Below are 13,058 nucleotides of genomic sequence, written 5' to 3' on the forward strand. Positions count from 1 at the left end.
CACGCCGAGGGGGCGGGTCGGCTGCGGGAGTAGCATCCCAGGTGCTGAACGAAAGTTGCCAGTGCTTGGTGAGCTTTCGTCTAGACCCTGACGAGCAATCCTAGCAGGCCGGGGAATCGGGTCGCGAGCGCTGCGCCACTCCTCTGTGCCGCCTGTGGGTCACCGGACAAGAACGACGACAAGGCTGCCCCATGAATTACGTCCTCTATGCAGTACCCTTCTTCTTCCTGCTGATCGGTATCGAACTGATCGCCGACCGCTGGCGGGGAATGAACAACTACCGTACCGCCGACGCCTTGAACAGTCTGAGCGCTGGCGTGCTGTCCACTACCAGCGGACTGCTGACCAAAGTGGTGGGGGTGCTGACTTATTCCTTCGCCTGGGAACACCTGGCGATCTTCGAGCTGTCGGCGTCGAACCTCTGGGTATGGCTGCTGGCGTTCGTCTTCTACGACTTCTGCTACTACTGGAACCACCGTTTGGGTCACGAGCGCAACGTGCTCTGGGCGGCTCACTCAGTGCATCACCAGAGCGAGGAGTACAACCTCTCCACCGCCCTGCGCCAGACCAGCACGGGGTTTCTCTTCGGCTGGATCTTCTACCTGCCCATGGCCCTCGCCGGCGTGCCTCCCCTGGTGTTCCTCTCCGTGGGCGCGATGAACCTGCTGTATCAGTTCTGGGTGCACACGCGCCATGTGCCCAAGCTGGGCTGGTTCGAGTGGGTCTTCATCACGCCGTCCAACCACCGCGTCCATCATGCGCAGAACCCGGTCTACATGGATCGCAACTACGGCGGCGTGTTCATTCTCTGGGACCGCCTCTTCGGCACCTTCCAGGAGGAGCTTGACGAGGAACCGGTGATCTTCGGTGTGACTACGCCGCTGGCGAGCTGGAACCCGATCTGGGCCAACCTGCAGTTCTATGTGCAGCTCTGGCGCGACGCGGTGCGCGCCGAATCCGGGTGGGACAAGCTGCGCATCTGGTTCATGCGCACCGGCTGGCGTCCGGCGGACGTCGCTGAACGTTATCCACAGGCCAAGCCCGACCTGTCACGCTTCGCCAAGTTCGAGGTGCCCCTGGGCCTTGCGCAGAAGTGGTATGCCGGATTGCAGTTCGCCCTCTACGTTGTGGCCGGCACCTGGTTGCTGGGCACGGGTAGCGAGGCTTCGCTGGCCGGGCTCTGGCTGGCTTGGGCCTGGATGGCCTTTGGGCTTTATGTGATCGGCAGCTGGCTGGAAAACCGCCCTTGGGCGCGCTGGCTGGAGTTGGCGCGGCTGGCAGTCAACTGGCCTACCCTCTGGGCTGGCGCGGCGCTGGGGCTGCTGCCGCTGGGGGCGATGGGGTGGGGATTGCTGGCGCTTTATAGTCTGATCAGTCTGGTCGCACTGTTCGGCCTGCCGCGCCGCGAGGCAGCCCTGGCAGTCTGAATCAGTTGTCCTTGCCGTTGTTGCGCAGGCGGCGTCTCAGCCAGAGCAGGCCGCCAAGGGCGAGCAGGCCGCCGAGGACCATCAGCTCGTAGCGTTTGAGGTTGCCCAGCATGCCTTCGAGCACGGCACCGAAGTGGAAGGCGGCAAAACCCAGGGCCAGGGCCCAGACCAGCGCACCGATGCCATTGAGGATCAAGTAGCGCAGCGGCGGGTAGCCGGACAGCCCGATGGCCACTGGCATCACGGTGCGCAGTCCGTAGACGAAGCGGAAGCTCAGGACCCAGATATCCGGGTGGCGGCGGATATGTGCCAGGGCGCGGTCGCCCATGGCCTGCCAGCGCGGCTTGCGGGCAAGGATCTGACGGCCCTTGTGGCGGCCCAGGTAGTACCAGAGCTGGTCGCCGGCATAGCTGCCGAAGAACGCCGTGGCGACCACGGCGTTGATGTCCATGTAGCCCCGGAAGGCGAGAAAGCCGGCCAGGACCAGGATCGTCTCACCCTCGAAGAAGGTGCCGAGAAAGAGGGCGAAGTAGCCGAAATCCTGGAGAAATTGTTGCAGCATGGTTGGGGTGCGCAGCGAAATGAACGCGCAGCCTAACCGGGTTGGCGCCCCGGGAAAAGCTCCAACCCGCGCCGATTGACATCAGATTGACCCCGGACAATGCCCACATTGCGCCGGTCGACGCGACTGCGGGTCGCTGTCGCGCGTTGTTACCATTCGGTCATAATCGGCGCTTATATTTGTCACACTGCGTCCGTTCCGGGCCCTGGAGTCTGCTGTGAGCTTTACCCCCGCCAATCGCCTGTTCCCTGCAACCCGCCTGCGCCGCAATCGTCGTGACGATTTCTCCCGCCGCCTGGTACGCGAGAACGTCCTGACCGTAGACGACCTGATCCTCCCCGTATTTGTGCTAGACGGTGAAAACCGCCGCGAAGCCGTGCCTTCGATGCCGGGCGTTGAGCGCCTGTCCATCGATCTGCTGCTCAAGGAAGCCGAGACCTGGGTCAAGCTGGGTATCCCGGCGCTGGCGCTGTTCCCGGTGACGCCGCTGGAAAAGAAATCCCTCGACGGCGCCGAGGCCTGGAACCCGAATGGCATTGCCCAGCGCGCCATCCGCGCCTTGCGTGACCGCTTCCCGGAACTCGGTGTGATCAGCGACGTGGCCCTGGACCCCTTCACCACCCACGGTCAGGACGGCATCCTCGACGAGAACGGCTACGTGCAGAACGATGTGACCGTCGATGCGCTGGTGAAGCAGGCGTTGTCCCATGCCGAAGCCGGCGCCCAGGTAGTGGCCCCCTCGGACATGATGGACGGCCGCATCCAGGCCATCCGCGAGGCCCTGGAGTTGGCCGACTTCCCCAACGTACGCATCATGGCCTACTCGGCCAAGTACGCCAGCGCCTACTACGGCCCCTTCCGTGATGCGGTCGGCTCCGCCGCCAACCTCGGCAAGGGCAACAAGGCCAGCTACCAGATGGACCCGGCCAACACCGACGAAGCGCTGCATGAAGTGGCCGCGGACCTCGCCGAAGGCGCCGACATGGTGATGGTCAAGCCCGGTATGCCCTACCTCGACATCGTTCGTCGGGTGAAGGATGAATTCCGCGTGCCGACTTTTGTCTATCAGGTCAGCGGCGAGTACGCGATGCACATGGCGGCGATCCAGAACGGCTGGCTGAGCGAGGCCGTCATCCTCGAATCCCTGGTGGCCTTCAAACGCGCCGGCGCCGATGGCATCCTCACCTATTTCGCCGTACGCGCCGCAGAAATGCTCAAGACGGGAGCTTGATCTCCCCCCAGGAACTGCAGATGAACACCGAAGGACTCAATCCCAGCGCTTTGCTCGAACCCCTGAAAGAGGCCACAGAGATTCCGGTGGCCCCGGAGGAGCCGGTCGCCGAGGCGGCCCCCGCCCCAGCCCCGGCGCCCGCTCCGGCACCACTGGTGGTGCCGAGCCTGGACGACAGCAGCCTGTACATCCACCGTGAGCTGTCTCAGTTGCAGTTCAACATCCGCGTGCTGGAGCAGGCGCTGGATGAGTCCTATCCATTGCTCGAACGTCTGAAGTTCCTGCTGATCTTCTCCAGTAACCTGGACGAGTTCTTCGAAATTCGCGTTGCGGGCCTGAAGAAACAGATCACCTTCGCCCGCGAACAGGCTGGCGCCGATGGTCTGCTGCCGCACCAGGCGATGGCGCGCATCAGCGAGCTGGTGCACGATCAGGTGACCCGTCAGTACAGCATCCTCAACGACATCCTCTTGCCGGAGCTGGCCAAGCACCAGGTCAACTTCATCCGTCGTCGCTACTGGACCGCCAAGCTGAAGGCCTGGGTGCGCCGCTACTTCCGCGACGAGATCGCGCCGATCATCACGCCCATCGGCCTGGACCCTACGCACCCCTTCCCGCTGCTGGTGAACAAGAGCCTGAACTTCATCGTCGAGCTGGAAGGTGTCGACGCCTTCGGCCGCGATTCCGGCCTGGCGATCATCCCGGCGCCCCGTTTGCTGCCGCGGGTGATCCGTGTGCCCGAAGACATCGGTGGGCCGGGAGACAACTTCGTCTTCCTGTCCTCGATGATCCACGCCCATGCCGATGACCTGTTCCCCGGCATGAAGGTCAAGGGCTGCTACCAGTTCCGCCTGACCCGGAACGCCGATCTCTCGGTGGACACCGAAGACGTCGACGACCTTGCCCGCGCCCTGCGTGGCGAGCTGTTCTCGCGCCGCTACGGCGACGCGGTACGGCTGGAAGTGGCCGACACCTGCCCGAAGAACCTCTCGGACTACCTGCTCAAACAGTTCGGCCTGGCTGAGAGCGAGCTGTATCAGGTCAACGGTCCGGTGAACCTGACGCGCCTGTTCAGCATCACCGGCCTGGAAAGCCATCCGGAGCTGCAGCACTCGACGTTCACCCCGGTGATCCCCAAGCTGCTGCAGAAGGCCGAGAACCTGTTCAGCGTGGTGGGCAAACAGGACATCCTGCTGCTGCATCCCTTCGAATCCTTTACCCCGGTGGTGGATTTCCTGCGCCAGGCCGCCAAGGACCCCAATGTCCTGGCGATCAAGCAGACCCTCTACCGCGCCGGTGCCAACTCCGAGATCGTCGACTCCCTGGTGGAAGCGGCGCGCAACGGCAAGGAAGTCACTGTGGTGATCGAATTGCGCGCGCGTTTCGACGAGGAGTCCAACCTGCAGCTGGCGAGCCGTCTGCAGCAGGCGGGTGCCGTGGTGATCTACGGCGTCGTTGGCTTCAAGACTCACGCCAAGATGATGCTGATCCTGCGTCGCGAGAACGGCGAGCTGCGCCGCTACGCGCACCTGGGGACCGGCAACTACCACGCGGGTAACGCGCGCCTGTATACCGACTACAGCATGCTGACCGCCGACGATGCGCTATGCGAAGACCTGCACAAGCTGTTCAACCAGCTGATCGGCATGGGCAAGACCCTGCGCATGAAGAAGCTGCTGCACGCGCCTTTCACCCTGAAGAAGACGCTGCTCGACATGATCGCCCGTGAGGCCCTGCATGCCAGTGAAGGCAAACCGGCGCACATCATGGTCAAGGTCAACGCGCTGACCGATCCCAAGGTCATCCGCGCGCTCTACAAGGCCAGCCAGAGCGGCGTGCGCATCGACTTGGTGGTGCGCGGCATGTGCTGCCTGCGCCCCGGTATTCCCGGTGTGTCGCACAACATCCAGGTGCGTTCGATCATTGGCCGCTTCCTCGAGCACAGCCGGATCTACTACTTCCTCAACGGTGGCGACGAGAAGATGTACCTCTCCAGCGCCGACTGGATGGAGCGCAACCTCGACATGCGCGTCGAGACCTGCTTCCCGGTGGAAGGCAAGAAGCTGCTTACTCGCGTGAAGAAGGAGCTGGAGGCTTACATCAGCGATAACACCCAGAGCTGGGTGCTGCAGCCGGATGGTCGCTACCTGCGCAACAGCCCGAGTGGCAACCAGAACTCGCGCAACGCCCAGGCAACGCTGCTGGACAAGCTGACCAACCCGCCGATCAGCGCACGCTGAGTGCGACATGAAAACGGGGCCTTCGGGCCCCGTTTTCATTGTCGAGTCTTGCAGGGTGGAGAGCGTCTTTCATTTCACCCCTGCTTGCTACCTCAACTCACGTTCAGCGCAAAATCGATGCGCTTCAGCCATTCGGCTTCCTGCTCGAAATCCGCTTGCGTCAGTGGGTTGGCTTCCAGCCAGTCTTTCGGGAATTGCACTTCAAGGCTGTTGTCGGCGGCCTTGAGTTTCACTTCAGGCATGGCCGAGGTGCCCCGGATGTGGTGGAAGAGAATGGCGAAGCGCAGCAGCACACAGAGGCGAAGCAGCTTCACGCCCTCTTCGCCGAATTCGGCGAACCTGTCCTTGGGGATGTTGCGGCGGTGGCCGCGCACCAGCAGGGCAAGCATCAACTGGTCCTGGCGGGAGAAGCCGGGCAGGTCCGAGTGCTCGATCAGGTAGGCGCCGTGCTTGTGGTAGTGGTAGTGGGCGATGTCCATGCCGATCTCATGGACCCGTGCTGCCCACAGCAGCAGGTCGCGGTGCCAGTCATCGTCCAGCCCCCAGCTGTCCGCGACCTTCTCCAGGGCGGCCAGTGCCTTGGCCTCGACCCGCGCGGCCTGCTCCAGATCCACATGGCAGCGTTCCATCAGGGCGCTCAGGGTGCGCTCGCGGACGTCCTCGTGGTGGTGGCGGCCCAGCAAGTCGTAAAGCACACCTTCGCGCAGGGCACCTTCGGAATGGGTCATGCGCTTGAGATCGAGCGCTTCGAAGATGGCCTCGGCAATCGCCAGGCCGGCGGGGAAGATGGGGCGGCGATCAGGCTTGATGCCGTCCAGGTCGATCTTCTCGACGTCGCCCAGCTTGAACAGTTTGCGCTTGAGCCAGGCCAGGCCTTCCGGGTTGATCTCGCCATTGCCCAGGCCCGCGGCCTGGATCGCCAGGCCCACTGCGCGAATGGTGCCGGAGGCGCCTACGGCTTCCTGCCAGCCTAGGCGGCGCAGGCTGTACTCGATGCCCATCAGCTCCAGGCGCGCTGCCGTGTAGGCCTGGGCATAGCGAGCCGGGGTGATCTTGCCGTCGCGGAAGTAGCGCTGGGTGTAGCTGACGCAGCCCATCTGCAGGCTCTCCCGCAGCTGAGATTCGAAGCGCTGGCCGATGATGAATTCGGTGCTGCCGCCGCCGATGTCCGCCACCAGGCGGCGACCGGGGGTGTCCGGCAGGGTGTGGGAGACACCCAGGTAGATGAGGCGCGCTTCCTCGCGGCCGGAGATGACTTCTACGGGGTGTCCGAGGACTTCCTCGGCGCGGCGGATGAACTCGGCGCGGTTGTGCGCCTCGCGGAGGGCGTTGGTGCCAACGATACGCACCGCGCCCTCCGGCAAGCCGGCAATCATCTGGGCGAAGCGGCGCAAGCAATCGAGGCCGCGCTGCATGGACTCCTCGCTGAGGTTGCGGGCTTCGTCCAGGCCTGCCGCCAGCTGCACCTTGTCGCCGAGCCGCTCCAGGATGCGGATCTCACCGTGGTCGACCTTGGCCACCACCATGTGGAAGCTGTTCGAGCCGAGGTCGATGGCGGCGATCAGGGACGGGATTTCGACGGGCTTTTGCGGCATGGTTTCGGGTCTCGAGGCTGAACCGCGCAATCCTGCCACGGTTGCCCGGTCGCGCCAATGCGAATAGCGGTACGTCAGTACCAGTCTGGCTTGGGCCGGAAACGGTCGGTTGGGTGCGGTTTTCTGGCAAATAGCTGGCTGTGCAAACTATAGGTGGGATATGACAGTCGCGCGTCATTGGGCCAGTGGTCCGCTCAGGCAGCCCTGGGATCGGCTGACAGATTGACGCCGGCTCGCACATCTATCAGCTTTTCCGCGTAACACCATAGCGAAGCTCAATCGCCTTCGGCTTTCGGTCCCGGAAAAGCCGGGCTATGATGGCTCCACTTTTTTGCTTCCGAACCACGGAGATTCTTCCATGAGCGAATTCATCACCAACGTCACCGATGCCAGCTTCGAGCAAGACGTGCTCAAAGCCGAAGGCGCGGTGCTGGTCGACTACTGGGCCGAGTGGTGCGGTCCGTGCAAGATGATTGCCCCCGTCCTCGACGAAATCTCCAAGGATTACCAGGGCAAACTGAAAGTCTGCAAGCTGAACATCGACGAGAACCAGGACACCCCGCCGAAGTACGGTGTGCGTGGTATCCCGACCCTGATGCTGTTCAAGAATGGCAACGTCGAAGCGACCAAGGTAGGTGCCCTGTCCAAGTCCCAATTGGCAGCCTTCCTCGACGCCAACATCTGATTCGCGCGGCCTCCAGCGCCGTCGAAGCCGCATCAGAAGCGTCCCGGAAAAGCCCCGCGCAAAGCGGGGCTTTTTCATTGGTCGGCACTAGACTCCCCGTTGCGCCGGTGTTACATTCGGACCGCTGCTCTTTCTCGCAGCCCTCCACGCCGTCGCCGACGCACTCCTATTCGAATAAGCACAGCGATCCTGTCGCCTTCTCAGCGGCGCGGCCTAAAAAGCTCAATGCTTTCCCTTCTCCATATCTATCTACGTCATTCCTATGAATCTGACCGAACTCAAGCAAAAGCCGATTGGCGAACTTCTGGAAATGTCCGACGCCATGGGCCTGGAGAACATGGCCCGTTCGCGCAAGCAGGACATCATTTTCGCCCTGCTGAAAAAGCACGCGAAGAGCGGCGAGGAGATCTCTGGTGACGGTGTGCTGGAGATACTCCAGGACGGCTTCGGCTTCCTGCGCTCCGCTGACTCTTCCTATCTGGCCGGCCCTGATGACATTTACGTCTCCCCGAGCCAGATCCGCCGCTTCAACCTGCGGACCGGCGACACCATAGTTGGCAAGATTCGTCCTCCGAAGGAAGGCGAGCGTTACTTCGCGTTGCTCAAGGTTGACTCGATCAACTACGACCGCCCCGAGAACGCCAAGAACAAAATCCTGTTCGAGAACCTCACGCCCCTGTTCCCCAACGAGCGCCTGAAGATGGAAGCCGGCAACGGCTCCACCGAGGACCTCACCGGCCGCGTGATCGATCTCTGCGCACCGATCGGCAAGGGCCAGCGTGGCCTGATCGTGGCGCCGCCGAAGGCGGGCAAGACCATCATGCTGCAGAACATCGCAGCCAACATCACCCGCAATAACCCCGAGTGCCACCTGATCGTCCTGCTGATCGACGAGCGCCCGGAAGAAGTGACCGAGATGCAGCGCACCGTGCGCGGCGAAGTGGTCGCCTCCACCTTCGACGAGCCGCCGACCCGCCACGTGCAGGTCGCCGAGATGGTGATCGAGAAGGCCAAGCGCCTGGTCGAACACAAGAAGGACGTGGTCATCCTGCTGGACTCCATCACCCGTCTGGCACGTGCCTACAACACCGTGATTCCAAGCTCCGGCAAGGTACTCACCGGTGGTGTCGACGCCCATGCCCTGGAGAAGCCCAAGCGCTTCTTCGGCGCCGCGCGCAACATCGAGGAAGGCGGCTCGCTGACCATCCTCGCCACTGCGCTGGTCGAAACCGGCTCGAAGATGGATGAAGTCATCTACGAAGAGTTCAAGGGCACCGGTAACATGGAGCTGCCGTTGGACCGTCGCATCGCTGAGAAGCGTGTGTTCCCGGCCATCAACATCAACAAGTCCGGTACCCGCCGTGAAGAGTTGCTGACCGCCGATGACGAGCTGCAGCGCATGTGGATCCTGCGCAAGCTGCTGCACCCGATGGATGAGATTGCCGCCATCGAGTTCCTGCTCGACAAGCTGAAAGACACCAAGACCAACGACGAATTCTTCCTGTCGATGAAGCGCAAGTAAGTCTTGGATGTGCCGCAAGAGCCGGGGAAACCCGGCTTTTGCGTTTCTGTGCTGGCCCATTGTCCTTCTGAATAACCCAGTTCGGCGCTAAACTTTGCGCCCCGACCTGCACGCCCCAAGAGGCTCAAGCATGCAGTATCGCGATCTGCGCGACTTTATTAGCGGCCTGGAACGGCGCGGCGAGCTCAAGCGCATCGCCACCCCGGTTTCGCCCGTGCTGGAAATGACCGAAATCTGCGACCGCACCCTGCGCAAGCAAGGTCCGGCGCTGCTCTTCGAGAAACCCACCGGTTTCGATATCCCGGTGCTCGGCAACCTCTTCGGCACCCCCGGACGCGTGGCATTGGGGATGGGCGCCGAGGACGTCGGCGAGCTGCGGGAGATCGGCAAGCTGCTGGCCTTCCTCAAGGAGCCCGAACCGCCCAAGGGCCTGAAGGACGCTTGGTCCAAGCTACCGATCTTCAAGAAGGTCATTGCCATGGCGCCCAAGGTCCTGAAGGACGGCCCCTGCCAGGAAGTGGTGGAGGAGGGCGATGATGTCGACCTCACCAGGCTGCCGGTGCAGACTTGCTGGCCTGGCGATGTCGCCCCGCTGATCACCTGGGGCCTGACCGTCACCCGCGGCCCGAACAAGGAGCGGCAGAATCTCGGCATCTATCGCCAGCAGGTAATCGGCCGCAACAAGGTCATCATGCGCTGGCTGAGCCATCGTGGCGGCGCCTTGGATTACCGCGAGTGGTGCGCCAAGCATCCAGGCCAGCCGTTCCCGGTGGCCGTCGCCCTGGGCGCTGATCCGGCGACCATCCTCGGTGCCGTTACCCCGGTGCCGGATTCTCTCTCCGAATACGCTTTCGCCGGCCTGCTGCGGGACAATCGCACCGAGCTGGTGAAGTGCCGTGGCAATGACCTGCAGGTGCCGGCCAGCGCTGAAATTGTTCTCGAAGGGGTGATCCATCCCGGCGAGATGGCCGATGAAGGTCCCTATGGTGACCACACCGGCTACTACAACGAAGTGGACAGCTTCCCGGTATTCACGGTGGAGCGCATCACTCGCCGCCAGAAACCGATTTACCACAGCACCTACACCGGACGGCCGCCGGATGAGCCGGCCATCCTTGGCGTGGCGCTGAACGAAGTCTTCGTGCCGATCCTGCAGAAGCAGTTCCCCGAGATCGTCGACTTCTACCTACCGCCGGAGGGCTGTTCCTACCGCATGGCGGTGGTGACCATGAAGAAGCAGTACCCAGGCCACGCCAAGCGCGTAATGCTGGGTGTCTGGTCGTTCCTGCGACAGTTCATGTACACCAAGTTCGTCATAGTCACCGACGACGACGTCAATGCGCGGGACTGGAACGACGTGATCTGGGCCATCACCACGCGCATGGATCCCAAACGCGACACGGTGATGATCGACAACACGCCGATCGACTACCTGGATTTCGCTTCACCCATCTCCGGTCTCGGCTCGAAGATGGGCCTGGACGCCACCCACAAGTGGCCCGGCGAGACCAACCGCGAATGGGGTCGGGTTATCGTCCAGGACGAAGCGGTGAAGCGCCGCGTCGATGAGCTTTGGTCTTCTCTGGGAATCGATTGATGCGTGTCACCCTGCAACCTTCTGGTGCGGTCATCCAGACGGCTCCCAACGAGCGGATTCTGGATGCGGCGCGCCGTCTCGGCTACGAGTGCCCGCAAAGCTGCCGCAACGGCAACTGCCATGTGTGCGCGGCCCTGCTGGTGGAAGGACGGGTGCGCCAGAACGGTGCCGAACTGAGTCAGGGCGAGCTCTTCACCTGTCTGGCTGAACCGATGGAAGACTGCGTGCTGCATTGGGACGGCGTGTTGGCCCCGGGCGAGCTGCCGGTGCGCGCATTGAGCTGCCAGCTCAGCGAGTGCGTGGAAGTGGGCGGCGATGTCTGGCGCGTGCGTCTGCGTGCCCCGGCCGGCAAGCCGCCGCGCTACCACGCCGGGCAGTACTTGCTGATCGAGCGTGACGACGGTGAGTCATCGGCCTTTTCCATGGCCTCGGCGCCTAGCGCCGGGCGGGATATCGAGCTGCATATCCTTGGGCGCGAGAGCAGCGCCAAGGCACTGCTCGCGCAACTGCAGCGTACCCGCATGGCCAAGGTCCGCATGCCCTTCGGCGATACCCACCTGGCGGAACTGCCTGATGGCCCTCTGGTGCTGATCGCTGCTGGCACCGGCATGGGCCAGATGCACAGCCTGATCGAACACTGCCGATCTGCAGGCTTCAGGCACCCGGTGCATCTGTATTGGGGGGTGCGTCAGTCGGAGGACTTCTATCAGTTAGCCCACTGGGATGACTGGCAGCGTCTGGACAACCTCTTCCTGCACAAAGTGGTCAGCGAACCGACTGACTGGCAGGGTCGCTGCGGCCTGTTGCATGAAGCGGTGTGCGAGGACTTTCCTGACCTCACGTCGCTGCGGGTCTACGCCAGCGGCTCGCCCGCCATGGTCTATGCGACCCTCGATGCCCTGGTGGCAGCCGGGATGGATGCCCACCAGATGCGTGCTGACGTGTTCGCCTATGCGCCTCGTTCCTGAACTCCGGACACCTGAACTCCGGACATGGAAAGGCCGCCCTCGGGCGGCCTTGCGCATTTCGTAGAAGGGCTTGCGCTTTCGCTCCACCCATCCTACGGGTCAATGCTTCAACGCACTTCCACTACCACCTTGCCTACGGCCTGGCGCGTGGCCAGGGCGTTGATGGCGTCGCTTGCGCGCTCCAGCGGGAAGGTCTGGGACACCAGCGGTTTCAACTTGCCCTCGGCATACCAGGCGAACAGCTGCTGGAAGTTGGCCAGATTGTCCTGGGGCTGGCGCTGGGCGAAAGAACCCCAGAATACACCCACCACTGAGGCACCCTTGAGCAGCGCGAGGTTGACTGGCAGCTCGGGGATGCGACCGCTGGCGAAGCCGACGACCAGCAGGCGGCCATTCCAGTTGATCGAGCGCACGGCGGCGTCGAACAGGTCACCGCCCACCGGGTCGTAGATCACGTCGGCACCTTGGCCGCCAGTGAGTTCCTTGACGCGGTCCTTCAGGTTTTCCTCGCTGTAGTTGATCAGCGCGTCGGCACCGGCAGCCTTGGCCACTTCCAGCTTCTCCGCACTGCTGGCGGCAGCAATCACCCGCGCTCCCATGGCCTTGCCGATTTCCACCGCCGCCAGGCCGACGCCGCCGGAGGCGCCAAGTACCAGCAGGGTCTCGCCGGGTTGCAGGTTGGCGCGTTGCTTGAGGGCGTGCATCGAGGTGCCGTAGGTCATGCCGAAGGCGGCAGCGGAGTTGAAGTCGATGCCTTTGGGAATCGGCATCACATTGTAGGAAGGCACCGCCACCTGTTCGGCAAAGCTACCCCAGCCGGTCAGCGCCATCACGCGATCGCCTGGCTTGAGGTGGCTGACCTTCTCGCCAACCGCCGCGACCACGCCGGCTGCTTCGCCGCCCGGGGAGAAGGGGAACGGTGGCTTGAACTGGTACTTGCCTTCGATGATCAGGGTGTCGGGGAAGTTGACCGCCGCGGCATGTACGTCAATCAGGACCTCGTTCTTCTTGGGGTCGGGGCTGGCGACTTCCTCCAGCACCAGGGTGTCGGCGGGACCGAAGGCTTTGCACAAGACGGCTTTCATCGCGGAGCTCCTTGGCTTGGGGCGCTGGCCCCGGGCATGTGGCCTTGCAGTGTAGGTGGGGTGCCTGGAGGGTCAATCAGCATGGCTGCGCCTGATGGGCCTGCATAAACGAAGGTCTTGGGGCTGGCCGCACCTGTGGCTATGCT

At 63.1% G+C, this 13,058-nt stretch carries 10 protein-coding genes; 7 read left to right on the plus strand and 3 right to left on the minus strand.

The window, feature by feature from the left end; translation table 11 throughout:
- Positions 1-191: 191 nt before the first annotated feature.
- On the plus strand, positions 192-1,427 hold the full coding sequence (locus tag E8F20_RS20125) for a sterol desaturase family protein (protein WP_280285310.1): 1,236 nt from the start codon (positions 192-194) through the stop codon (positions 1,425-1,427).
- Position 1,428: 1 nt separating this feature from the next.
- On the opposite strand, the gene E8F20_RS20130 is transcribed toward E8F20_RS20125, so the two are convergent.
- Positions 1,429-1,989: a DedA family protein gene (locus tag E8F20_RS20130; RefSeq protein ID WP_280285311.1), complete on the minus strand. Its 561-nt coding sequence runs from the start codon at positions 1,987-1,989 to the stop codon at positions 1,429-1,431.
- A gap of 217 nt (positions 1,990-2,206) precedes the next feature.
- On the opposite strand from E8F20_RS20130, the gene hemB reads away from it, so the two are divergent.
- Complete coding sequence (gene hemB / locus E8F20_RS20135) at positions 2,207-3,220, plus strand: porphobilinogen synthase (protein ID WP_280285312.1); 1,014 nt, start codon at positions 2,207-2,209, stop codon at positions 3,218-3,220.
- Positions 3,221-3,240: 20 nt separating this feature from the next.
- Entirely contained in the window at positions 3,241-5,460 is a 2,220-nt protein-coding gene (gene ppk1 / locus E8F20_RS20140) for a polyphosphate kinase 1 (protein ID WP_137821945.1), read from the plus strand.
- Positions 5,461-5,552: 92 nt separating this feature from the next.
- Here ppk1 and ppx read toward each other — a convergent pair whose 3' ends face one another.
- On the minus strand, positions 5,553-7,055 hold the full coding sequence (ppx, locus tag E8F20_RS20145) for an exopolyphosphatase (RefSeq protein WP_280285313.1): 1,503 nt from the start codon (positions 7,053-7,055) through the stop codon (positions 5,553-5,555).
- A gap of 358 nt (positions 7,056-7,413) precedes the next feature.
- On the opposite strand from ppx, the gene trxA reads away from it, so the two are divergent.
- The 4 genes from trxA (at position 7,414) to E8F20_RS20165 (ending at position 11,827) form a co-directional block, all read left to right on the plus strand.
- A complete protein-coding gene (trxA, locus tag E8F20_RS20150) occupies positions 7,414-7,740 on the plus strand; it encodes a thioredoxin TrxA (protein ID WP_028626828.1) in 327 nt (108 codons plus the stop codon).
- A gap of 262 nt (positions 7,741-8,002) precedes the next feature.
- Positions 8,003-9,262, plus strand: a complete 1,260-nt coding sequence (rho, locus tag E8F20_RS20155; protein WP_016495310.1) for a transcription termination factor Rho — start codon at positions 8,003-8,005, stop codon at positions 9,260-9,262.
- 130 nt (positions 9,263-9,392) lie between these two features.
- Positions 9,393-10,859, plus strand: coding sequence for a 4-hydroxy-3-polyprenylbenzoate decarboxylase (ubiD, locus tag E8F20_RS20160; protein ID WP_280285314.1), 1,467 nt, complete (start codon positions 9,393-9,395; stop codon positions 10,857-10,859).
- On the plus strand, positions 10,859-11,827 hold the full coding sequence (locus E8F20_RS20165; RefSeq protein WP_280285315.1) for a CDP-6-deoxy-delta-3,4-glucoseen reductase: 969 nt from the start codon (positions 10,859-10,861) through the stop codon (positions 11,825-11,827). The genes ubiD and E8F20_RS20165 overlap by 1 nt, the downstream gene beginning before the upstream one ends.
- 107 nt (positions 11,828-11,934) lie before the next feature.
- On the opposite strand, the gene E8F20_RS20170 is transcribed toward E8F20_RS20165, so the two are convergent.
- Positions 11,935-12,912: an NADPH:quinone oxidoreductase family protein gene (locus E8F20_RS20170; protein WP_280285316.1), complete on the minus strand. Its 978-nt coding sequence runs from the start codon at positions 12,910-12,912 to the stop codon at positions 11,935-11,937.
- Positions 12,913-13,058: the final 146 nt, after the last annotated feature.

The sequence above is a fragment of the Pseudomonas sp. BN415 genome, assembly GCF_029871195.1.
Taxonomy (GTDB): Bacteria; Pseudomonadota; Gammaproteobacteria; order Pseudomonadales; family Pseudomonadaceae; genus Metapseudomonas; species Metapseudomonas resinovorans.

Excerpts from the sequence above, each read along its gene's own strand:
- E8F20_RS20125 (WP_280285310.1), top strand. The coding sequence starts at position 192 with ATGAATTACGTCCTCTATGCAGTACCCTTCTTCTTCCTGCTGATCGGT.
- E8F20_RS20130 (WP_280285311.1), bottom strand. The coding sequence starts at position 1,989 with ATGCTGCAACAATTTCTCCAGGATTTCGGCTACTTCGCCCTCTTTCTC.
- ppk1 (WP_137821945.1), top strand. The coding sequence starts at position 3,241 with ATGAACACCGAAGGACTCAATCCCAGCGCTTTGCTCGAACCCCTGAAA.
- ppx (WP_280285313.1), bottom strand. The coding sequence starts at position 7,055 with ATGCCGCAAAAGCCCGTCGAAATCCCGTCCCTGATCGCCGCCATCGAC.
- trxA (WP_028626828.1), top strand. The coding sequence starts at position 7,414 with ATGAGCGAATTCATCACCAACGTCACCGATGCCAGCTTCGAGCAAGAC.
- rho (WP_016495310.1), top strand. The coding sequence starts at position 8,003 with ATGAATCTGACCGAACTCAAGCAAAAGCCGATTGGCGAACTTCTGGAA.
- ubiD (WP_280285314.1), top strand. The coding sequence starts at position 9,393 with ATGCAGTATCGCGATCTGCGCGACTTTATTAGCGGCCTGGAACGGCGC.
- E8F20_RS20165 (WP_280285315.1), top strand. The coding sequence starts at position 10,859 with ATGCGTGTCACCCTGCAACCTTCTGGTGCGGTCATCCAGACGGCTCCC.
- E8F20_RS20170 (WP_280285316.1), bottom strand. The coding sequence starts at position 12,912 with ATGAAAGCCGTCTTGTGCAAAGCCTTCGGTCCCGCCGACACCCTGGTG.